Here is a 20,676-nt window from a genome sequence, read left to right as displayed (position 1 = left end):
CTTAGACCAGTGCCCGCCGCGCGGAAAGCCGCAACACGACCCGCCGATGCCCGCTTGCGTCAGCCCGTCCCGCGATGTCGCATGTCAAGGACGGAGCGGCGCGCAGCGTCCTTGACACGCCCCCCGGATCTGGCACAAGGCTGGCAAAGCTGGTTCCTGCGGCGACGCAGGCGAAGAGGGAATGTGACAGTGCCGGGGTCCGGCATCAAGCACAGCCGCCCCCGCGACCGTGACCGGAGAGGCCGCATGCCACTGGGTTCATCCCCCGGGAAGGCGCGTCCGGGGGGAAACCCACTCCGCAAGCCGGGAGACCTGCCAGCGCATCTATGACACGGGCGGACGGGGTGTTCCGCGACCGGCAGAGGCGCGTCTGCGCCCCTCCCGCCTGCGCTTGCGCACCCCCTCTCGCCCCAAGGGGAGGAACCGCATGGCGCGTGCCACGCTGCATGTCTGCACCACCTGTCGCCGGGCCGAAGCCGCGGCACAGGACCAATGCCCGCCAGACCAGCGCCCGGGCGCCTGGCTTCATGGCCTTTTGTCGCGTTCAGATGTGCCGGAGGGTGTTGAAATCAAGGCGGTGGAATGTCTGTCCGCCTGTTCCAACGGCTGTTCCGTGGCGCTCAGTGCGCCGGGCAAATGGACCTATGTCTATGGTCGGCTGGACCCTGCCGCCGATCTGGCCGCCGTGCTGGAGGGCGCGGCCCGCTATGCCGCCACGCCGGATGGTCTCGTGCCCTGGCGTGAGCGGCCCGAGGTTTTCCGCAAGCAATGCCTTGCCCGCATCCCCCCTCTGGAAATTCCTGTGGAGTCTGCCGATGTCTGACCTTGCCAAAATCCCCGTCACCGTGATCACCGGCTTTCTCGGCGCGGGCAAGACGACGCTGATCCGGCACCTGATGGCCCATCCGCAGGGCAAGCGCCTTGCCGTTCTGGTCAACGAATTCGGCAGTGTCGGGGTGGATGGCGACATCCTGAAATCCTGCGCCGATGAAAATTGCCCGGTGGAGAATATCGTCGAACTCGCGAATGGCTGCATCTGCTGCACCGTGGCCGATGATTTCATCCCCACGATCGAGGCGCTGATGGCCCTGCCCCAACGCCCCGACCATATCCTGATCGAAACCTCGGGGCTGGCGCTGCCCAAGCCGCTGCTCAAGGCGTTCGACTGGCCGGCGATCCGTTCACGGATCACCGTCGATGGCGTGATCGCGCTGGCCGATGCCGAGGCGGTGGCAGCGGGCCGGTTCGCCCCTGATCTGGCCGCCGTTGCGGCGCAGCGCGCGGCGGATGACAGCATCGACCACGAAACCCCGCTGTCCGAGGTGTTCGAGGATCAGATCGCCTGCGCCGACCTTGTTCTGCTGACGAAATCCGATCTGGCGGGCGAGGCCGGTCTGGCCGCCGCCCGCGCGGTGATCGCGGCGGAAAGCCCGCGCAAGCTGCCGATCCTGTCGATTGCCGAAGGCATCATCGACCCGCGCCTTGTGCTGGGCCTGAACGCCGCTGCCGAGGATGACATCGCCGCCCGCCCCAGCCATCACGACGGGCATGATGACCACGAGCATGACGATTTCGATACCGTGGTGATCGATCTGGCCGAAATCACCGACCCCGAGGCATTGCAAGAGGCGATCAGGCGGCTGGCGCGCGAACAGGATATTCTGCGGGTGAAGGGCTATGTCGCCGTGACGGGCAAGCCGATGCGGATGCTGGTGCAGGCGGTGGGAGAGCGGGTGCGCGCGCAATATGACCGGCCCTGGGGCGACACCCCGCGCTGCACCCGGCTGGTGGTGATCGGCGAGCATGACCATGTGGACGAGGCCGCCATCCGCGCCGTGCTGGAGGGCTGACCCTTGCACGTCGTCTACCGCGAAAGCCATGGGCTGGAGGAAACGGAAACCCCGTTCGACCCGGGGCAATCCCCGGCCGATCTGGTGGTGCTGTCGTTTTCCGACAGCGACCTTGGCGCTTTCGCGGCAGGCTGGCACCGGGCGCGGGCGGCGGGTGACGCGCCGTCGCTGCGGCTGGCAAATCTGGTGGCGCTGCGGCATCCGCTGTCGGTCGATACCTATGTCGATCAGACGCTGGCCGGGGCGAAGGGCATCCTGATCCGGCTGATCGGTGGCGAAAGCTATTGGCCTTACGGTCTGGCGCAGGTGCAGGATCTGTGCCGTCGCAAGGGGATCGCGCTGGCGGTTCTGCCCGCCGACGGGCGCCCCGATGCGCGGCTGGACGACCTTTCGACCCTGCCGCTGGGCACCTTGCGCCGCCTTGCCACGCTGTGCGATGCCGGGGGCGCGGTCGCGGCACAGGCCGCGCTGGCGCAACTGGCGCTGGCGGCGGGGCTGTATATGCCGCCGGTGATGGGCGAAAAAACCGTGCCCGATTGTGGCTGGTATGACCTGGCGCAGGGCGTGACGGCGGCGCCTGCGGGCGAAGGCCCGCTGCTGGTGGTGACCTTCTATCGCAGCTACCTGACCGCCGCCGACCTGTCGCCCATCGACGCGCTGATTGCCGAGGCGCGCGCGCGCGGGCTGCGCGCCTATGGCCTGTTCGCCCCCTCGCTGAAAGGCCCCGCGGCAGCTTGGGTGGCCGGGGCACTGCGGGATGCGGCGCCCGTTGCAATCGTCAACGCCACCGCCTTTTCGGCCAAAGGGGCCGAGGGCACCTCGCCGCTCGATATGCCCGGCTGCCCGGTCTGGCAGGTGGCGCTGTCCACCGCGCGGCGGCGGGAGTGGGCGGCGGCGGATCGCGGGCTTTCCCCCGCCGATCTGGCGATGCATGTCGTACTGCCCGAGGTGGATGGCCGCCTGTTCGCCGGGGTCGTCAGCTTCAAATCCCCCACGCGGCGCGACCCCGATCTGCAATTCTCGCGCTTTGCCCATCGCGCCGATCCGACCCGCGTGGCGGCGGTGATCGACCGGGTGGCGGCCCGGCTGCGTCTGGGGCAGACGCCTGCCCGCGCGCGCGATCTGGCGCTGGTTCTGTCCACCTATCCCGGCAAGGACTACAACCTTGCCCATGCCGTGGGTCTTGATGCGCTGGCCTCATCCGAGGCGATTCTGGCAGCGCTGCAGGGCGCAGGCTATGGCACCGAACCCGGCGAAGCATTGGGCCGGGCGCTGGAAGCCGCGACGCTGGACTGGCCGCTGACCGCCTATCGCGCCGCGCTGGAAACCCTGCCCGAAGCGATGCAAGCCGATCTTGCAACCGCATGGGGGGCGCCCGAGGCCGATCCCGCCTGCACCGACGGCGCCTTCCGCTTCCGCGCGCTGCGCCGGGGCCGCGCGCTTGTGGCACTGCAACCCGAACGCGGCGAGGTGGCCGCCCGGGATGGCGAGTATCACGACCTGTCGCGCACGCCGCGCCATGCCTATGTCGCCTTTTACCTGTGGCTGCGCGCGCAGGGTCTGCACGCGCTGATCCATGTCGGCGCGCATGGCACGCTGGAATGGCTGCCCGGCAAGGCGGTGGCGCTGTCGGACACCTGCTGGCCCGAGGCTCTGACCGGCGCCTTGCCGGTGATCTACCCGTTCATCGTCAACGACCCTGGCGAGGCGGCGCAGGCGAAGCGCCGCATCGGCGCCGTGACGCTGGGCCACCTGCCGCCGCCGATGGCCGCCAGCGCCACACCGCCCGCGCTGGGCAGGCTGGAACGGCTGTTGGACGAATATTCCACCGCCGACGGGCTGGATCCGGCGCGCCGCGACCGGCTGATCGCTGCCGTGCGGCTGGAGGCGCAGGCGGCAGGGGTCGAGGCCGATCTGGGCATCCCGCCCGACGCCTCGCCCGCCGAGGCGATCACGCGGATTGACCGTTTCGTCTGCGACATCAAGGAAAGCCAGTATGGCGAAGGGCTGCATGTCTTCGGACAGGGGATCGGGGAAATGCCCGGCCTGCTAATGGCACTGGAAGGGCGCCATGTCGCCCCCGGCCCCTCCGGCTCGCCCTACCGGGGGCGCAGCGATGTGCTGCCCACCGGGCGCAACCTGTTCAGCGTCGATCCCCGCGCCGTGCCCTCGCGCGCGGCTTATGCGCAGGGGGTGAAGCTGGCGGAAGAATTGGTGCGGCGGCATCTGCAGGATCAGGGCGATTACCCGAAATCGCTGGTGATCGACCTGTGGGGCTCGGCCACCATGCGCACGGCGGGCGAAGAATTCGCCATGGCGCTGCATCTGGCGGGCCTTGCCCCGCGCTGGGATGATGGGTCGGACCGGGTGAGCGGCTTCGAGATCACGCCGCTGGCCCTGCTGCGCCGCCCGCGCATCGACGTGACGCTGCGGGTATCGGGCCTGTTCCGCGATGTGTTTCCGGGGCTGGCGCAACTGTTCGAGGCGGGCGCGCAGGCGCTGGCCTTGCGCGACGAGGATCCCGCCGACAACCCTTATCGGGCGGCAAGCCCCCGCGTGTTCGGCCCGAAACCGGGGCTCTATGGCATGGGCATGGGCGAGGCGCTGGAGGATTATTCGCCCGAGGGCCGGGCCGCGGCGGGCGAGGCCTGGCTGAAAGGCTCGGAATGGGCGATCGACGCGCAGGGGCGCGCGCATCACGCCCGCGCCGCGCTGGAGGCGCGGGTGAAGGCGGCGGATGGCTTTGCCCATGTGCAGGATCTGGCGGAAACCGATCTGCTGCTGGCCTCGGATTATGCGGCGCATGAGGGGGGATTTGCGGCGGCGGTGGCGCATCTGGGCGGGGCTGCCCCGGCGCTGTATCATCTGGATGCGACACGGCCCGATACGCCGCGCGCGCGGCTGCTGGGCGAGGAAATCGCCCGGGTGGTGCGCGCCCGCGCTGCGAATCCCGATTGGGCCAGTGCCATGATGCGCCACGGTTTTCGCGGCGGGGCCGAAATCGCGGCGACGCTGGATCATCTGGCGGCCTTCGCCCATCTGACCCGCGCCGTGCCCGCGCATCTGATCGACCTCTATCACGAAGCGACTTTGGGGCGGGACGATCTGGTGGCGTTTCTGGCGGCGCAGAACCCGCAGGCGCTGGCCGCGCTGCGAGCGCGGTTCCGGGCGTTGCAGGATGCGGGGTTGTGGGTAACGCGGCGCAATTCGATTGCCGCGATGATGGAGGCGGGCACATGAGCGGCAGCCGCGACGGGGGGCTGTCTGCCCCCCACGGCCCCTGCGGGGCCGCCCCCCGAGAGTATTTGGGCCAGGATGAAGGCAGGCAGGTGGTGCCAGGCCCCATCGTGCAAGGCTGGTGCCCCGGTGCGTTGCGGCCGATGATGTCGGGCGACGGGCTGGTGGTGCGGGTGCGGGTGCCGGGCGGGCGGCTTGTCCCCGCGCAGGCAGCGGGGATCGCGGCGCTGTCACTGGCGCATGGCAATGGGCTGATCGACCTGTCGGCGCGGGCCAATGTGCAGTTGCGCGGGGTGAGGGCCGAAAGCCATGCCGATCTGATCGCAGGTCTGCGCGGGCTGGGGCTGATTGACGCCAGCGCCGAGGCCGAGGCGCGGCGCAATGTCGTGGTGCAACCGTTCTGGCAGCCGGGCGACGCGGTGCAGGCCATCGTCGCCGATCTGGCGGCGCGGCTGGCGGCCCCGGATGCGCCGGATCTGCCGGGGAAGTTTGGCTTTGCGGTGGATTGCGGCGCGGTCCGGGTGCTGGAGGGCACCGCCTGCGACATCCGCATCGAAGCGCAGGACGGGCAGGTGCTGCTGCGCCCGGATGGCAGCGCTTTGGCGAAAGCGGTGACGCAGGCCACGGCTGCGGCAGAGGCGATCACGCTGGCACGGTGGTTCGTGGAACAAGGCGGCGTCGTGCAGGGGCGCGGGCGGATGGCGGCGCTGCTGTCGGGGCGGCGCGGGGCGGTTGTTCCGCCCGAAGGGTTCTGCGTCGCGGTTCGGCCCGCCCCCTTTGCGGCGCAGCCCGGGCCTTGCGCGCAGGGCGTGCTGGTCGGGTTCGAGTTTGGGCAGATGCGGGCGGAAACGCTGGCCGATCTGGCGGCGCTTGGCGCGCTGCGCGTCACCCCCTGGCGGATGCTGTTGATCGAGGGGCGGACCGAGGCCCCCGCTTTGCCCGGCCTGATCACCGATCCCACCGACCCGATGCTGCGCGTCACCGCCTGCACCGGCGCGCCGGGTTGTGGGCAGGCGCTGCAACCCACGCGCGCCCTGGCCCGGGCACTGGCGCCGCATCTGGGCGCGGCGCTGCATGTGTCGGGCTGCGCCAAAGGCTGCGCCCATCCAAGGCCCACGCCGCTGACGCTGACCGCCACCCCGGCCGGTTTCGCGCTGATCCGCGATGGATTGGCCTCTGACACCCCGCTTCGCTCTCATTCCGCCGCCGATCTGATCGCGCGGCCCGACCTTCTGACCGAGTAAGCCATGCCCCACAGCTATGAAACCGACGGCGCCACCATCTATGTGAATTCGTTCGCCACGATCCGGGCCGAGGCTGATCTTGCCCGCTTCACCCCCGAGGAAGAGGTGGTCGTGGTGCGCATGATCCATGCGGCAGGCATGGTGGGGCTGGAGGCTTTCGTGCGCTTCACCCCCGGCATGGCGATTGCCGCCCGTGCCGCGCTGGAAGCCGGGGCACCGATCCTGTGTGATGCGCGCATGGTCAGCGAAGGCATCACCCGCGCGCGGCTGCCGGCGGAAAATGCGGTGATCTGCACGCTGCACGACGCTCAGGTGCCCGAGCTTGCGCGCGCCATGGGCAATACCCGGTCAGCGGCGGCGGTGGAACTGTGGCGGCCGCATCTGGCGGGGGCGGTGGTGGCAATCGGCAATGCGCCGACTGCGCTGTTCCATCTGCTCAACCTGCTGGAAGATCCGGCCTGCCCGCGCCCGGCGGCGATCATCGGCTGCCCGGTGGGCTTCATCGGCGCGGCGGAAAGCAAGGCGGCACTCATGGCCGATGCGCCCTGCCCCGCAGTGGTGGTGGAGGGCCGTCTGGGCGGCTCTGCCATCACCGTGGCTGCCGTCAACGCCCTTGCCAGCCGGAAGGAATAAGCATGGCCCGCATCATCTGTGCCGGTCTTGGCCCCGGCGATCCTGACCTGATCTCGGTCCGCTCGGACCGGGTGATCCGCGCCGCGACGCAGGTCGCCTATTTCCGCAAGGCCGGGCGGCGCGGTCAGGCCCGTGCGATTGTCGAAGGGATGCTGCGCCCCGAGGCGGTGGAATTGGCGATGGAATACCCGGTCACCACCGAACTGCCGTTTGACAGCCCCGCCTATAACGGCGCCTTGGCCGCCTTTTATGACGGCTGGGCCGACCGGCTGGCGGCGATGGAGGGTGAAGTGGTGGTGCTGTGCGAGGGCGATCCCTTTTTCTATGGCAGTTTCATGCACCTCTACACCCGGCTGCGTGACCGGGTGGACCTGCAGGTCATCCCCGGCATCACCGGCATGGCGGGCTGCTGGCACGCCACCGGCACGCCGATCACCTGGGGCGACGACGTGCTGTCGGTGCTGATGGGCACCCTGCCGGAAGCGGATCTGGTGGCGCATATGCGCAAGGCCGATGCGCTGGCCGTGATGAAAACCGGGCGCAACCTGCCCAAGGTGCGCCGCGCGCTGGAAAGCGCCGGGCGGCTGGGCGACGCCTGGCTGATCGAGCGCGGCACCATGCCGGGCGAACGTGTCGCTAGGTTGGCCGAGGTGGATGCCGCCGATTGCCCCTATTTCGCCATCGTGCTGGTCCATGGCCATGGCCGTCGGCCGGAGGTGGTGGAATGACCGGCTCTGTCATCATTGCGGGCCTTGGCCCCGGCGCCGAAGCCAAGGTCACGCCAGAGGTGACAGCCGCGCTGGATCAGGCCACCGATGTGGTGGGCTATATCCCTTATGTCGCCCGCGTGGCGCCGCGTCCCGGGCTGACGCTGCACCCCACCGACAACCGGGTAGAGCTGGACCGCGCCCGCCATGCGCTGGACCTCGCCGCCCAGGGCGCGCGGGTGGTGGTGGTGTCTTCCGGCGATCCCGGGGTGTTCGCCATGGCCAGTGCGGTGTTCGAGGCGCTGGAGGCCGCGTCGCATCTGGCCCATGTGCCGGTCACCGTGCTGCCCGGCATCACCGCCATGCTGGCCGCCGCCTCCGCAGCAGGTGCGCCGCTGGGTCATGATTTCTGCGCCATCAACCTGTCCGACAACCTCAAACCCTTCGATCTGGTGGCGCGGCGGCTGCGCCTGGCCGCGCAGGCCGATTTCGCCATGGCCTTCTACAACCCGCGCTCGAAATCCCGCCCGCATCAGTTTGCCCGGGTGCTGGAGATCTTGCGCGAGGAATGTGAATCCACCCGCCTCATCACCTTCGCCCGCGCGGTTTCCACCCCCGAACAGGCGCTGCGCACCGTGACGCTGGCCGAGGCAACCGAGGATATGGCCGACATGCGCACCGTCGTGCTGGTCGGCAATTCCGCCACCCGCCGCATCGGGCCCTATGTCTATACCCCGAGGTCGGCCTGATGCCCGTGCCCGATTATTCTGCGAATAATCGCAACCCTTGGCACGACGGTTCCGCCCCGCGCCAAACCGATTTTTCGCAGAAAAATCGGCGCCTAGCCGGTGATCCAGTGCAAAACGTCCGCCACCTGCGCAAAGACCTGCCGGGCGGCCACGTCGGGCCGTGCGATCAGGATCACCGGCAAGCCCAGTTCCCGTGCCGCCTCCAGCTTGGCCCGCGCGCCGCTGCCGCCCGCGTTCTTCGCCACCACATGTGTGATCGCATGATCCCGCATCAGCGCCAGATCCCCCGCCAGATCGAAGGGGCCGCGCGCCACCACCACCGCCGTGTCGGGCAGCGGCAGATCGCCCGGCGGATCAACCAGCCGCAGCAGGTAGTGATGCTGCGGGCGCGCTGCGAACGCGGCCAGATGCAGCTTGCCGATCGCCAGAAACACCCGCGCGGGGGCCTCGGGCAGTGCATCGACCGCGCCCGCCACATCGGCCACATGCCGCCAGTCATCGCCCGGCCCGGCCTGCCACGGCGCCCGCTCCAGCGCGGACAGTGCCACATCGGCCTGATCGCAGGCCAGCACCGCATGGCGGCTCATCTGCGCGGCAAAGGGGTGCGTGGCGTCCACGACATGGGTGATCCCCTCGTCCCGCAGCCAGCCTGCCAGGCCCTCTACCCCGCCAAAACCGCCCACCCGCATCGGCAGGGGCTGCGCCACCGGCTGATCGGTGCGCCCGGCATAGGAAAACACCGCCTCTACCCCCGCCGCCGCCAGGGCCCGCGCCATCAGGCTCGCCTCGGTCGTGCCGCCCAGAAGAAGAACGCGTGTCATGGCTGAACCCTGGCTTCAGATCATCGGTCTGGGCGAAGATGGACCGGCGGGCCTGACCGAGGCAAGCCGTGCCGCGCTGGCCCGCGCCGAAATCATCATCGGCGGCCCGCGCCATCTGGCCCTTGTTGGCGCAGGCGCACGCGGCGTGCCTTGGCCCGTGCCCTTCTCCACCGCCCCCGTGCTGGCCGCGCGCGGTCGCCCGACCGTGGTCCTCGCCTCGGGGGATCCGTTCTGGCATGGCGCGGGCGGTTCGCTGATCCCGGACCTGACGCCGGGCGAGTGGATCAGCCACCCCGCCCCCTCCTGCTTTCAGCTTGCCGCAAACCGCATGGGCTGGCGGATCGAGGAAACCCTGTGCCTCGGCCTGCACGCGGCCCCCTTCGCCCGGCTGCGCCCGCTGCTGCATCGCGGAATCCGTGTGCTGGTCACCCTGCGCGATGGCCCCGCCGCAACTGACCTCGTCACATGGCTGCGCGAAAACGGCCACCCCGATGCCCGCCTGACCCTGCTGGAACGCCTCGGTGGCCCGGCAGAGCGCATCCGCCCCGCCCTCGATCCAATATTCCCCGACCTGCAAGCTCCCGTCATGGCCGCCATCGCGGCCCAGAACCCCGGCCTGCCGCGCACACCGGGCCTGCCAGATGACCTGTTCGCCCATGACGGCCAGATCACCAAACGCCCGATCCGTGCCCTGACCCTCTCGGCCCTCGCCCCCCGCCCCGGCGAACATCTGTGGGATCTTGGCGCAGGCTCCGGCTCGATCTCGGTCGAATGGTGCCTTGCCGGTGGCACGGCCAGCGCGGTGGAAACCCGCGCCGACCGCCTGCCCAATATCCGCGCCAATGCCGAAGGTTTCGGCCTGTCGCACCGGCTGGCCGCCCATCACGGCGCAAGCCGCGATCTGATCGCCACCCTGCCGCGCCCCGATGCCGTCTTCCTTGGCGGCGGCGCGACCGAGGCGCTGCTGGCCGCCCTCTGGGCCATCCTTCCCGCAGGCACCCGCCTGACCGCCAATGCCGTGACGCTGGAAAACGAGGCGCTGCTGTACGCCGCCCATGCCAACCACGGCGGCAGCCTGCTGCGCATCGACCTTGCGCAATCCGGCACCCTCGGCAATTTCCGCGACTGGCAGGCCGCCCGCCCGGTGGTGCAGTGGAGCGTCACCCGATGACTCGCCGCATCATCGCCGGCATCGGCCTGCGCGCCTCCGCCACCCCGGCCGATCTGCGCGCCGCCCTCGCCCTGGCCAAGCAGCCGCCAGAGGCCATTGCCACGCCCGAAGACAAGGCGCATCTGCCCGCCTTCGCCGCCTCCGCCTTGCCGCTGCACCCGGTCCCGCTGGCGCATCTGCGCGCCCAGCCCGCCCGCACCGCCAGCCCCCGCCAACCCACCCGCTACGGCCCCAATTCGGTGGCCGAGGCCGCAGCACTGGCCGCAGCAGGCCCCGGCGCCATCCTCATCCAACCGCGCATCACCGCCCCCGGTGGCCGCGTGACCCTTGCCCTCGCCGCATCAGGAGACACCCAATGACCGTCCATTTCATCGGGGCAGGCCCCGGCGCCGCCGACCTCATCACCCTGCGCGGTCGTGACCTGATCGCCGCCTGCCCGGTCTGCCTTTACGCCGGAAGCCTTGTGCCAAGGGCGCTGCTGGCCCATTGCCCGCCCGGCGCGAAGATCGTCAACACCGCCCCGCTCAGCCTCGACGCGATCATCGACGAGATCGCGCAGGCCCATGCCGCCGGGCATGATGTGGCGCGGCTGCATTCCGGCGACCTGTCGGTCTGGTCGGCGATGGGCGAACAACTGCGCCGCCTGCGCGCGCTGAACATTCCCTATGATGTCACCCCCGGCGTGCCCTCCTTCGCCGCCGCCGCCGCTGCCCTTGGCGCGGAACTCACCCTGCCCGGCATCGCGCAATCGGTTGTGCTCACCCGCACTTCGGGCCGCGCCTCCTCGATGCCCGAAGGCGAGGCGCTGGAGAATTTCGCCCGCACCGGCGCGGTGCTGGCCATTCACCTGTCCGTGCATGTCCTTGAAAACGTGATCACAACCCTCACGCCGCATTACGGCCCCGACTGCCCGGTCGCCGTGGTCTGGCGCGCCAGCTGGCCCGATCAGCGCATCGTCCGCGCCACGCTCGCCACACTCGAGACCGCTGTCGGGGCCGAGATGGAGCGCACGGCGCTGATCCTCGTCGGCCATTCCCTTGGCGCCGAAGACTTCGACGACTCGCGCCTTTACGCGGGCGATTACGACCGCCGCTATCGCCCCGTCGGCACCGCCCCGCGCTTCCCCGAAACGGCATGAGCATCCCCGGCCTAATCATCTCGGCCCCCGCCTCGGGCACCGGCAAGACCACGGTGACGCTGGGCCTGCTTGCCGCCTTCCGGGCGGCGGGCCTTGCCGTGCAACCGTTCAAAAGCGGCCCCGACTATATCGACCCGGCCTTCCACACGGCGGCCTCGGGCCGGGTCTCGCTCAACCTCGACACCTGGGCCATGCCTGCCGCCCGCATCGCCCGCCTGATCGAAAATGCCGATCAGGCCGATCTCATCCTCGCCGAAGGCTCGATGGGCCTGTGCGACGGCGTGGCCGCCAAAGGAGAGACTGGCATCGGCGCCTCGGCCGATCTGGCCGAGCTCACCGGCTGGCCGGTGCTGCTGGTGATCGACGTGTCCGGTCAGGCGCAATCCGCCGCCGCCACCGCGCTTGGCTTTCAGGCGATGCGCCCCGGCCTGACCATCGCGGGCGTCCTCCTCAACCGCGTGGCCTCGCCGCGACACGAGGCGCTGGTGCGCGACGGCATGGCGCAGACGGGCATCCCGGTCTTCGGCGCCCTGCCCCGCAAAGCCTCGATCGAATTGCCCGAACGCCATCTCGGCCTTGTGCAAGCGCAGGAAAACCCCGATCTCGCCCGCATCCTGCAAGATGCAGGCAGCTTCATCGCCAGCCATTGTGACCTCGCCGCGATCCGCGCTGCCGCCCGGCCCGGCCCCATCCGCCCCGGCACCGCCCCGCGCACGCCGCCCCCCGGCCAGCGCATCGCCCTGGCACAGGACGCGGCCTTCTCGTTCATCTACCCCCACCTCCTTGCCGACTGGCATGCGCAAGGCGCCGAAATCCTGCCCTTCTCGCCGCTCGCCGACCATGGCCCCGATGACAGCGCCGATACCTGCTGGCTGCCCGGCGGCTACCCCGAGCTTCACGCCGGAAAGCTGGGCGCTGCCGCGATTTTTCGCAGGAAAATCGCCCGTTTTGCCGAAACCCGCCCCGTCCATGGCGAATGCGGCGGCTATATGGCCCTTGGCGCGGCGCTGATCGACGCCAAAGGCCAGCGCCACCCCATGGCAGGGCTGCTCGGCCTCGTCACCTCTTACGAGAAACGCCAGATGCACCTTGGCTACCGCCTCGCCACCCTCAAAGCCCCGCTGCCCGGCCTGCCGGAAGGCAGCCGCCTGCGCGGCCACGAATTTCACTACTCGACCATCGTCACCCAACCCGATATGCCGCTCGCCCAGGTCATGGACGCAACCGGCACCCCCGTCGCCGAGACGGGATCGCGCCGGGGCCATGCCAGCGGCACCTATTTTCACCTGATCGGATGCGCAACATGACAGGTTTCGTCTCTTTCGTCTCTTCCGGCCCCGGCGACCCGGAACTGCTGACCGTCAAGGCGGTGAACCGGCTCGCCCAGGCCGATGTGGTGCTGTATGATGACCTCAGCTCCGGCCCGATCCTTGATCTGGCCCGCCCCGGCGCCGATCTGATCTCGGTCGGCAAACGCGCGGGTCGCCCCTCGGCGAAACAGGATCACGTCAACCAGCTGCTGCTCGACTATGCCCGCAGCGGTGCCCGCGTGGTGCGGCTGAAATCCGGCGATGCCGGTATCTTTGGTCGGCTGGAGGAAGAAACCACCACGCTGGACACCGGTGCCATCCCTTACGAGATCATCCCCGGCGTCACCGCCGCCTCGGCCACCGCCGCCGCCGCGCATATCCCGCTGACCCGCCGCCTGACCGCGCGGCGCGTGCAGTTCCTGACCGGCGCCGATGTCACCGGCAGCCTGCCGCAAGACCTGAACTGGGCCGCGCTGGCCGATCCCGGCGCCACCACGGTGATCTACATGGGCAAGCGCACCTTCCCCGCACTGGCCGCCGAACTCATCGCCCGGGGCCTTGCACCCGAAACACCCGCCCTGCTGGCCCATGGCGTCTCCACCCCCGCACAAACCGTCGAACGCTTCACCATCGCCAGCCTCGCCGCCCATCTGGCTGACGCCACCTCCACCACCCCCGCCGTGATCCTCTACGGCCCCCTCGCGCCCTGATCCCACAACACCCACTTGACGCCCCGCCCCTTTCCCCGCACAACCGGATGGCAAGGTGTCCCACAGGTGCAAAGCACCGGGACATAATCGGGAATGGGGAAGGGTGGACCGTCAGGCGGCACCCGAAACCCCAGCCGCCCCCGCGACTGTATGCGGAGAGCGCCCCCAGATGCCACTGGCCCCAAAGGCCGGGAAGGCGGGGCAGCGCCCAGACCCGCAAGCCAGGAGACCGGCCTTGCATGTGACCGCAACTTCCAGCCGTCGGGTGTGACGGCAACAGGAGACCGACCATGCATATCGAACCGGGCCTCGTCATCGGGGCCAAACTGCTGCTGGGTGCCGCTACCGCCACCACCGCAGGGCTGTTCACCCTGAAAACCGCACTGGGCGCGATCCGCGACCAGGGGCTGGCCTCGCTTGCCGCGCGCAGCGCCCTTGCCACCGCCGCCGTGTTCAGCTTTTTCGAACTGCTGCCCCATGCGCCGGTCGGCGTGTCCGAGGTGCACCTGATCCTCGGCTCCACCCTGTTCCTGCTGTTCGGCGCGGCCCCCACCGCCATCGGGCTGGCGCTTGGCCTGCTGCTGCAGGGCCTGGTCTTCGCGCCCTTCGACCTGCCGCAATATGGCATGAACGTCACTACCTTGCTGGTGCCACTGTTCGGCATTGCCGCGTTGGCCAAACGCCTGATCGCCCCCGGCACCGCCTATGTTAATCTGCGCTATGGGCAGGCGCTGGCGCTCTCGACCGCCTATCAGGCGGGGATCGTGGCCTGGGTGGCGTTCTGGGCGTTTTACGGGCTCGGCTTCTCGGCCAGCACCTTCGCCTCGGTCGGCACTTTCGGCGCGGCCTACATGCTGGTGGTCCTGATCGAGCCGCTGGTCGATCTGGGTGTGCTCGCCGTGGCGAAATCGGCGCGCGGTCTGGCAGGCTCCGGCCTCGTCACCCCGCGCCTGCATTCCGCCGCCTGACCCGGCCCGCTGCGGCGCCCTGCCCGCGTCGCAGCGGCCTCCCTTCTTCTTTGCCTAAATACCCTTCTTCCTGAAACCAAGCGGGCACAGCCCGCGCCGGTGCCCCAAAGCCGTGCGGTCGCAGGCCGCTCCGCTTCACAAGCCCGCCAGACGCAGCACCGGAGCCCCGGATGATCACCCTCAGTCTCATCGGCATCGGCACCGGCAACCCCGATCACCTGACCCGTCAGGCGATGCGCGCACTGAATGGTGCCGACCTGATCCTGATCCCGCGCAAGGGCGCGGGCAAGGCCGATCTGGCCGAGCTGCGCCGCGCCATCGTGGCGGAGGTGGTGTCCAACCCCACCACACGGATCGCCGAATTCGACCTGCCGACCCGCGATGCCGCCACCGCCGATTACCGCCGCCGCGTCGATGACTGGCACGAGGCCATCGCCACAGTCTGGACCGAAACCATCGACCGCCATCTGGGGCCTGCGGGAAAGGTGGCGCTGCTGGTCTGGGGTGACCCCTCGCTCTATGACAGCACCCTGCGTATCGCCGCCCGCCTGAGCCCCGCACCGCAGATCGAAGTCATCCCCGGCATCACCTCGATCCAGGCGCTGACCGCCGCCCATGCCATCCCGCTGAACGAGATCAACGGCCCCGTGGTCATCACCACCGGGCGCCGGTTACGCGACGAAGGCTTTCCCCCCGGCACCGATACCTGCGTGGTGATGCTGGACGGCGAATGTTCGTTCCAGCATCTGCCGCCCGAAGGCCTGTCGATCTGGTGGGCCGGCTTCGCCGGAATGCCCGAACAGATCACCGAAAGCGGCCCGCTGGCCGAAGCCACCCCGCGCATCCTCGCCCGCCGCGCCGCGGCCCGCGCCGTGCAGGGCTGGATCATGGACATCTATCTGCTGCGCCGACAGTAATCGCCAGTGTTCTTGCGGTGATCCGGCAGAGCCGCCTGCGGCGGCGCTGTTTTCTGTCGCCTGCGCGGCCTTTGGCCGCTTGGCTCCGGTGTTTTTTGAGTATTTGGGCCAGGATGAAAGCGGATCAGCGGTTGACCAGCATCAGGGCGACGCGACGCAAGGCGGCGCGGATGCGGTCGGTTTCCGGGCCGGTATGGCCGCAATCGGCCAGCGCGCGATCCATCAGCGCCAGCCAGTCTTCGGCATCCTGCGCGCGGATCGGCACATGGTCGTGCAGCAGCCGCACATCCATGTGCCCGTGCTTTTCCGCGTAATGCCGCCGCCCGCCGAGGAAGCCGGACAGGAAATTTACCTGTTCCTCGCGCACATGCGCCAGACCATGGCCCTTGAAATGCAGTGCCATGATCTGCGCGCCCTGCGCATCGGTTTCCACCAGATCGTAGAAGCGGTTGACGAGGCTTTTCAGCGCCTCTTCCCCGCCAAGATGATCGAGCGCGGTGGCCATCAGCTTTGCGGCCGGGTTTTCTTCGGGTCGTAATGGCTGAGCGGCACGATGACCGCCGGCAGGCGTTTCTGCTGGCCATCCAGCTTGCCCACCTCGACCTGCACGCCCACGGCCGCATGGGCCACATCCAGCCGCGCCAGCGCGATATTCTTGCCCAGCAGCGGCGAGCGGGTGGAGGAGGTGACGACCCCCACCTGTGCCCGCCCGACATGCACGCCATCGCCATGGCCAACATCCACTGCCGCGTCGATGTCCAGCCCGACCAGCTTGTGCATCGGATGCTCCTTGCGGCGGATCAGCGCGTCGCGCCCGATGAAATCATCGGTCTTGCCCTTCAGCGGCACGGTAAAGCCGATGCCTGCCTCGAACGGGTCAGTCTGGTCGCTGAAATCATAGCCAGCAAAGATCAGTCCGGCCTCGATGCGCACCATGTCCAGCGCGGCAAGGCCCATCGGGCGCAGGCCCTGATCGGCGCCATTGGCCCAGACCGCATCCCAGACCGCGACGCCGTCTTTCGGGTGGCAGAAGATCTCGTATCCCAACTCGCCGGTATAGCCGGTGCGCGACACCACCACCGGCGCGCCGTCCGGGCTGCCGATCCGGCCGATGGTGAAGCGGAACCAGCCCAGCTCCTCGATCATCGGCTGGTGCGGCGGGGTCCAGATCGTGCGGCGGATGATCTCGCGCGAATTGGGGCCCTGTACGGCGAGGTTATGAAGCTGGTCGGTCGAGGACCGCACCATCACCTGCAGCCCCAGCTTTTCGGCCTGTTCGCGCAGCCAGACGCCGCTGTAATCATCGCCGCCGATCCAGCGGAACTGGTCGCGGCCCAGCCGGAACAGCGTGCCGTCGTCGATCATGCCGCCATGTTCGTAGCACATGGCGGAATAGACCACCTGCCCGACGCTCAGCTTCTTCACATCGCGCGTCAGGGTCCATTGCAGCAGCGCCTCGGCATCCGGGCCCGTCACCTCGAACTTGCGCAAGGGAGAGAGGTCCAGAACCACGGCCTTTTCGCGGCAGGCCCAGTATTCTTCCAGCGTGCCGTTGGAGCTGTAGACCTGCGGCAGCCAGTATCCCTTGTATTCCACCATATTGCGGGTTTTCGCTTCCGTGCGGGCATGGAAGGCGGTTTCCTTGGTCATTTTCGGCTCCGCATCAGGGGTCGGTCGATAGGCGATGGAGCGGCTGAATTTCTCCGCCCCGCTATAGGTGCGCACATGGATGTCGCTCAGATACCAGCCATTCGCGGGCGAGGTGTCATCCGGGCAGGCGCTGGACACGCAGATCAGATCGGTCAGCGCCCGGAACAGCACATAATCGCCGGGGCGCGACCACGGCTCATCCGAGATCAGCACCCCATGCGCGTCGATAGCGGTGTTGAAGAACAGGTTCACCGCCATCCAGCCGGGCCGGGGCGCCACCCCATGCGCCGCCAGCGCGCCGTTGAAATTGTCGGAACAGTTCACATGGCCGGGATAGCCGATCTCGTCATAATATTTGCTGGCGCAGGCCATGGCGAAGGCGTCGTGGCGGCCCACGGTATCCTGCACCACCTCGATCAGCGGCAACCAGTCCTGATCATAGTATTTCGCGTGCAACCCGGGCATCGAATAGGCGTGGCCCATCAGGGTGCGCGAGGTCGTCACATCCAGCGCATGTTCGATGCCCTGATCCAGCTTGCGGGCCGAAAAGCACTGGAAATCCGTGCATTGCCGCCCGTCCACGTCGAGGATCTGGATATAGTCGCCCGCCTTCACGAAATAGGCCTGCGCGGTGGCCGATTTCACCCGCAGATCCAGCACCGGATCGGCCAGCGGGTCGGGCAGATCGAAGCCCTTCACCAGCTTCAGCGCGGCGCGCTGCACCGTCACCACCAGCGGCGTGGCCGTATCCTGCGCGCCCGGCTGCATCGCAGCACCCGGGGCGGCGATCACCACCACCCCGTCGCGCGTGGCGGTGAAAGTTTCTTCGGTGCCTGCCGGGGTCTCGCTGCCGAACAGCACTACCGCCCCTGCCCGGCCCAGATCAATGCCACGCCGTTCCAGCCCCAGCCGCAGCCCACCCATGCCCGACCCGCCGCCCAGCAGCAGCGCTTTCAGCCCGCGCGCATCGCCATTGGCCTGCGCGCCGATCACGCCCGCGTCGATCACGCCCCGGCCATCCGCCGCCAAGATCTCGCAGACCTGCCCGCCCTCGGCATTGCGGATGGTCAGCCGGTCGCCCGGTGCCACCGGAATCAGATAGGCGCCACAGCCCGGCACGTCATAACGCTCGCTTCCCGCTTGCGCCCGCACGTTGGCAGGCGTCAGGATGCGCGAGGGGCGCGGCGGGCCGGGGCGGATCTGGGGATAGCTGTCAAGCACGGGGGCCTCCGTAGCGGAATATCGGGCGGCAGCAGTTGCTGGCTGTTAAAAAATGTTTATCCTCAAGAATAATTCCTGCAAGCCCTTTCGCCGGAAAATACCCTGATGGAGCGTCCATGATCTCACTTTTCCTCGGCCTTGCCGCTGCTTTGGGCTGGGGCCTGCATGACTTCCTCGTGCGCTTCGTCTCGCAAAAGGCGGAAACCGGGCCATTGCTGGCACTGGCCTTGGGCAGCGGGGCGATTCTCTTGCTGCCCTTGACGATATGGGAAGGCTGGGGCGCCGTCACGCCGCAGGCTGTCGCACTGGCCACGGCGGCGGGCGCGGCGCTGGCGCTGGCCTCGGTCGGGCTGTATCGCGCCTTCATGATCGGGCCGGTCGGGCTGGTGGCGCCGATCTGCGGCGCCTTCCCGCTGGGCGCGCTGGCGCTGGCCTGGGCCGAGGGGCGGGTGCCCGGGGCGCGCGAATGGCTGGCGGTGGCGCTGATTCTGGGCGGCATCGCGCTGGTTGCGCGCCAACCCGGCACGGCGCAACCGGCGCGGGGCAGCGCCATCCTCTGGGCCGCCCTCGCCGCCGCCTGTTTCGCGCTGACCTTCCACCTCAGCCAGGGCGCCGCCCGTATCGCGGGCACCTTTCCTGCCACCCTGCTCGCCCGGCTCACCGCCCTTGTGCTGGTGCTGGCCGCCCTCGCCCTGCGCCGCGACAGCCTGCGCCCGGCGCTGCGGCAATGGCGCTGGATGGGGCTGATCGGCGCGCTGGATGTGATCGCCATCGGCTGCGTCACCGCCGCAGGCCGCCAGATGCACCCCGAATATGCCGCCATCGCCGCCTCCAGCTTCGGCGTGGTGACCATCCTGCTCGCCTGGCGCTTTCTGGCCGAACGCCTGCGCCCCTTGCAGGCGGCAGGTGCGGCGCTGGCCTTCGCGGGCATCACCACCCTTGCGGCGGGATCATAGACCCATGTCTGAACCGGCAGGGTCAATGTCGGAAATGAATGGCGCAAAACCGCCCTGCGGGGCGATAGTCGCCACAACGGAATACGGAGAGACAGATGTTCGGCAGCGGGCACTATTCGGGCTTCAGGGTGATCAAGGAGGCCCTGACGGGTCACAAGGGCTGGCGCCCGGCATGGCGCGACCCCGAGCCGCAGAAATCCTATGATTTCATCATCATCGGCGGCGGCGGCCATGGGCTGGCCACCGCCTATTATCTGGCGAAACAGTTCAACCAGTCGCGCATCGCGGTGCTGGAAAAGGGCTATCTCGGCGGCGGCAATGTCGGGCGCAACACCACGATCATCCGCTCCAACTACCTGCTCGACGGCAACGAACCCTTCTATGAGTTCAGCCTGAAACTGTGGGAGGGGCTGGAGCAGGATTTCAACTTCAACGCCATGGTCAGCCAGCGCGGCATCCTCAACCTCTATCACACCGATGCCCAGCGCGACGCCTACACCCGGCGCGGCAATGCGATGATCCTGCACGGCGCCGATGCAGACCTGCTGGACCGCGATCAGGTGCGGGCGATGTATCCCTTCCTGAACTTCGACAATGCCCGCTTCCCTATCAAGGGCGGTCTGGCCCAGCGGCGCGGCGGCACCGTGCGCCATGATGCGGTCGCCTGGGGCTATGCCCGTGGCGCCGATCAGCGCGGGGTGGACCTGATCCAGAATTGCGAAGTCACCGGCATCCGCACCGAAAACGGCCGCGTCACCGGCGTCGATACCTCGCGCGGCTTCATCGGCGCGAAAAAGGTCGGCGTCGCGGTGGCGGGCAATTCGTCGCGCGTGATGGCGCATGTGGGCATGCGCCTGCCCATCGAAAGCCATGTGCTGCAAGCCTTCGTCTCCGAAGGACTCAAACCCCTGATCGACGGTGTCATCACCTATGGCGCGGGCCATTTCTATGTCAGCCAGTCCGACAAGGGCGGGCTGGTGTTCGGTGGCGACATCGACGGTTACAACTCCTACGCCCAGCGCGGCAACATGCCGGTGGTCGAAGACGTGGCCGAAGGCGGCATGAGCCTGATGCCGATGATCGGCCGCGCCCGCCTGCTGCGCTCCTGGGGGGGCATCATGGACATGTCGATGGACGGCTCGCCCATCATCGACCGGACCGACATCGACGGGCTCTATTTCAACGGCGGCTGGTGCTATGGCGGCTTCAAGGCTACCCCGGCCTCGGGCTGGTGCTTTGCGCATCTGCTGGCCACCGACAAACCGCACGAAACCGCCACCGCCTACCGCTTCGATCGCTTCCGCAAGGGGCTGATGATTGACGAAAAGGGCCAGGGCGCCCAGCCGAACCTGCACTGACCATGGCACGCCGTTTTCCGCCCCGCCTGCCACTTG

At 68.8% G+C, this 20,676-nt stretch carries 19 protein-coding genes and 2 riboswitches; of the genes, 16 read left to right on the top strand and 3 right to left on the bottom strand.

Features of this window, described 5'->3' with window-relative positions; translation table 11 throughout:
• Positions 1-133 precede the first annotated feature (133 nt).
• Positions 134-334: riboswitch (cobalamin riboswitch) on the top strand.
• A gap of 93 nt (positions 335-427) precedes the next feature.
• From BMX43_RS09350 to cobJ, 7 genes are read left to right on the top strand one after another with little or no spacing between them, the layout of a single operon-like run.
• Positions 428-823 carry a DUF1636 family protein gene (locus BMX43_RS09350; RefSeq protein ID WP_091300660.1) on the top strand — a complete coding sequence of 132 codons (396 nt, stop codon included), beginning with the start codon at positions 428-430 and terminating at the stop codon, positions 821-823.
• Positions 816-1,850: a cobalamin biosynthesis protein CobW gene (gene cobW, locus BMX43_RS09345; RefSeq protein ID WP_091300658.1), complete on the top strand. Its 1,035-nt coding sequence runs from the start codon at positions 816-818 to the stop codon at positions 1,848-1,850. Before BMX43_RS09350 ends, cobW begins: the two co-directional genes overlap by 8 nt.
• A 3-nt stretch (positions 1,851-1,853) precedes the next feature.
• Positions 1,854-5,090, top strand: a complete 3,237-nt coding sequence (gene cobN / locus BMX43_RS09340; RefSeq protein ID WP_091300656.1) for a cobaltochelatase subunit CobN — start codon at positions 1,854-1,856, stop codon at positions 5,088-5,090.
• Positions 5,087-6,331: a precorrin-3B synthase gene (gene cobG, locus BMX43_RS09335; RefSeq protein ID WP_091300653.1), complete on the top strand. Its 1,245-nt coding sequence runs from the start codon at positions 5,087-5,089 to the stop codon at positions 6,329-6,331. The genes cobN and cobG overlap by 4 nt, the downstream gene beginning before the upstream one ends.
• 3 nt (positions 6,332-6,334) lie before the next feature.
• The gene (locus BMX43_RS09330) at positions 6,335-6,964 is read left to right on the top strand and encodes a precorrin-8X methylmutase (protein WP_091300651.1); all 630 of its coding nucleotides are present in this window, start codon (positions 6,335-6,337) and stop codon (positions 6,962-6,964) included.
• Positions 6,965-6,966: 2 nt separating this feature from the next.
• On the top strand, positions 6,967-7,692 hold the full coding sequence (gene cobI / locus BMX43_RS09325; protein ID WP_091300649.1) for a precorrin-2 C(20)-methyltransferase: 726 nt from the start codon (positions 6,967-6,969) through the stop codon (positions 7,690-7,692).
• Entirely contained in the window at positions 7,689-8,420 is a 732-nt protein-coding gene (cobJ, locus tag BMX43_RS09320; RefSeq protein WP_091300647.1) for a precorrin-3B C(17)-methyltransferase, read from the top strand. The genes cobI and cobJ overlap by 4 nt, the downstream gene beginning before the upstream one ends.
• A 92-nt stretch (positions 8,421-8,512) precedes the next feature.
• Here the strand turns inward: cobJ and BMX43_RS09315 are convergent, their stop codons facing one another.
• Entirely contained in the window at positions 8,513-9,241 is a 729-nt protein-coding gene (locus tag BMX43_RS09315; protein ID WP_091300645.1) for a cobalt-precorrin-6A reductase, read from the bottom strand.
• Here BMX43_RS09315 and cbiE point away from each other — a divergent pair.
• The 7 genes from cbiE to cobF all read left to right on the top strand — a co-directional run bounded on the left by cbiE (position 9,240) and on the right by cobF (position 15,455).
• Positions 9,240-10,412 (top strand): precorrin-6y C5,15-methyltransferase (decarboxylating) subunit CbiE, encoded by a 1,173-nt coding sequence (cbiE, locus tag BMX43_RS09310; RefSeq protein WP_091300643.1) that lies wholly within the window; start codon positions 9,240-9,242, stop codon positions 10,410-10,412. The genes BMX43_RS09315 and cbiE overlap by 2 nt on opposite strands.
• Positions 10,409-10,771, top strand: a complete 363-nt coding sequence (locus BMX43_RS09305; RefSeq protein WP_091300878.1) for a cobalamin biosynthesis protein — start codon at positions 10,409-10,411, stop codon at positions 10,769-10,771. The genes cbiE and BMX43_RS09305 overlap by 4 nt, the downstream gene beginning before the upstream one ends.
• On the top strand, positions 10,768-11,550 hold the full coding sequence (cobM, locus tag BMX43_RS09300) for a precorrin-4 C(11)-methyltransferase (protein ID WP_091300641.1): 783 nt from the start codon (positions 10,768-10,770) through the stop codon (positions 11,548-11,550). The genes BMX43_RS09305 and cobM overlap by 4 nt, the downstream gene beginning before the upstream one ends.
• Entirely contained in the window at positions 11,547-12,857 is a 1,311-nt protein-coding gene (locus BMX43_RS09295) for a cobyrinic acid a,c-diamide synthase CobB (protein ID WP_091300639.1), read from the top strand. The genes cobM and BMX43_RS09295 overlap by 4 nt, the downstream gene beginning before the upstream one ends.
• Positions 12,854-13,570, top strand: coding sequence for a uroporphyrinogen-III C-methyltransferase (gene cobA / locus BMX43_RS09290; RefSeq protein WP_091300876.1), 717 nt, complete (start codon positions 12,854-12,856; stop codon positions 13,568-13,570). The genes BMX43_RS09295 and cobA overlap by 4 nt, the downstream gene beginning before the upstream one ends.
• Positions 13,571-13,606: 36 nt before the next feature.
• A riboswitch (cobalamin riboswitch) is annotated at positions 13,607-13,822 on the top strand.
• A gap of 38 nt (positions 13,823-13,860) precedes the next feature.
• Entirely contained in the window at positions 13,861-14,538 is a 678-nt protein-coding gene (locus BMX43_RS09285) for an energy-coupling factor ABC transporter permease (RefSeq protein ID WP_091300637.1), read from the top strand.
• 170 nt (positions 14,539-14,708) lie between these two features.
• A complete protein-coding gene (cobF, locus tag BMX43_RS09280; protein ID WP_091300636.1) occupies positions 14,709-15,455 on the top strand; it encodes a precorrin-6A synthase (deacetylating) in 747 nt (248 codons plus the stop codon).
• Positions 15,456-15,579: 124 nt separating this feature from the next.
• Here cobF and BMX43_RS09275 read toward each other — a convergent pair whose 3' ends face one another.
• Together BMX43_RS09275 and BMX43_RS09270 are read right to left on the bottom strand one after the other, a co-directional pair.
• Positions 15,580-15,960, bottom strand: coding sequence for a group II truncated hemoglobin (locus tag BMX43_RS09275; RefSeq protein WP_091300634.1), 381 nt, complete (start codon positions 15,958-15,960; stop codon positions 15,580-15,582).
• A complete protein-coding gene (locus BMX43_RS09270) occupies positions 15,960-18,326 on the bottom strand; it encodes a trimethylamine N-oxide demethylase (RefSeq protein WP_091300632.1) in 2,367 nt (788 codons plus the stop codon). Before BMX43_RS09270 ends, BMX43_RS09275 begins: the two co-directional genes overlap by 1 nt.
• A 116-nt stretch (positions 18,327-18,442) precedes the next feature.
• Here BMX43_RS09270 and BMX43_RS09265 point away from each other — a divergent pair, with 116 nt between their 5' ends.
• The gene (locus BMX43_RS09265; protein WP_091300631.1) at positions 18,443-19,282 is read left to right on the top strand and encodes an EamA family transporter; all 840 of its coding nucleotides are present in this window, start codon (positions 18,443-18,445) and stop codon (positions 19,280-19,282) included.
• 95 nt (positions 19,283-19,377) lie between these two features.
• The gene (locus BMX43_RS09260; protein WP_091300629.1) at positions 19,378-20,640 is read left to right on the top strand and encodes a sarcosine oxidase subunit beta family protein; all 1,263 of its coding nucleotides are present in this window, start codon (positions 19,378-19,380) and stop codon (positions 20,638-20,640) included.
• The last annotated feature ends 36 nt before the right edge of the window (positions 20,641-20,676 follow it).

This window comes from Gemmobacter aquatilis (assembly GCF_900110025.1).
Lineage (GTDB): Bacteria > Pseudomonadota > Alphaproteobacteria > Rhodobacterales > Rhodobacteraceae > Gemmobacter > Gemmobacter aquatilis.
Note: the sequence above shows the minus strand (reverse complement) of the source record. Positions and strands in the feature narration are given on the sequence as shown.

Bases quoted from the DNA above. Each gene is read 5' to 3' on its own strand.
- BMX43_RS09265 (WP_091300631.1), top strand. From the start codon at position 18,443: ATGATCTCACTTTTCCTCGGCCTTGCCGCTGCTTTGGGCTGGGGCCTG.
- cobW (WP_091300658.1), top strand. From the start codon at position 816: ATGTCTGACCTTGCCAAAATCCCCGTCACCGTGATCACCGGCTTTCTC.
- cobM (WP_091300641.1), top strand. From the start codon at position 10,768: ATGACCGTCCATTTCATCGGGGCAGGCCCCGGCGCCGCCGACCTCATC.
- BMX43_RS09330 (WP_091300651.1), top strand. From the start codon at position 6,335: ATGCCCCACAGCTATGAAACCGACGGCGCCACCATCTATGTGAATTCG.
- BMX43_RS09305 (WP_091300878.1), top strand. From the start codon at position 10,409: ATGACTCGCCGCATCATCGCCGGCATCGGCCTGCGCGCCTCCGCCACC.
- cobA (WP_091300876.1), top strand. From the start codon at position 12,854: ATGACAGGTTTCGTCTCTTTCGTCTCTTCCGGCCCCGGCGACCCGGAA.
- cobI (WP_091300649.1), top strand. From the start codon at position 6,967: ATGGCCCGCATCATCTGTGCCGGTCTTGGCCCCGGCGATCCTGACCTG.
- cobJ (WP_091300647.1), top strand. From the start codon at position 7,689: ATGACCGGCTCTGTCATCATTGCGGGCCTTGGCCCCGGCGCCGAAGCC.
- BMX43_RS09275 (WP_091300634.1), bottom strand. From the start codon at position 15,960: ATGGCCACCGCGCTCGATCATCTTGGCGGGGAAGAGGCGCTGAAAAGC.
- BMX43_RS09295 (WP_091300639.1), top strand. From the start codon at position 11,547: ATGAGCATCCCCGGCCTAATCATCTCGGCCCCCGCCTCGGGCACCGGC.
- cobG (WP_091300653.1), top strand. From the start codon at position 5,087: ATGAGCGGCAGCCGCGACGGGGGGCTGTCTGCCCCCCACGGCCCCTGC.
- cobF (WP_091300636.1), top strand. From the start codon at position 14,709: ATGATCACCCTCAGTCTCATCGGCATCGGCACCGGCAACCCCGATCAC.
- BMX43_RS09260 (WP_091300629.1), top strand. From the start codon at position 19,378: ATGTTCGGCAGCGGGCACTATTCGGGCTTCAGGGTGATCAAGGAGGCC.
- BMX43_RS09315 (WP_091300645.1), bottom strand. From the start codon at position 9,241: ATGACACGCGTTCTTCTTCTGGGCGGCACGACCGAGGCGAGCCTGATG.
- BMX43_RS09285 (WP_091300637.1), top strand. From the start codon at position 13,861: ATGCATATCGAACCGGGCCTCGTCATCGGGGCCAAACTGCTGCTGGGT.
- cbiE (WP_091300643.1), top strand. From the start codon at position 9,240: ATGGCTGAACCCTGGCTTCAGATCATCGGTCTGGGCGAAGATGGACCG.
- BMX43_RS09350 (WP_091300660.1), top strand. From the start codon at position 428: ATGGCGCGTGCCACGCTGCATGTCTGCACCACCTGTCGCCGGGCCGAA.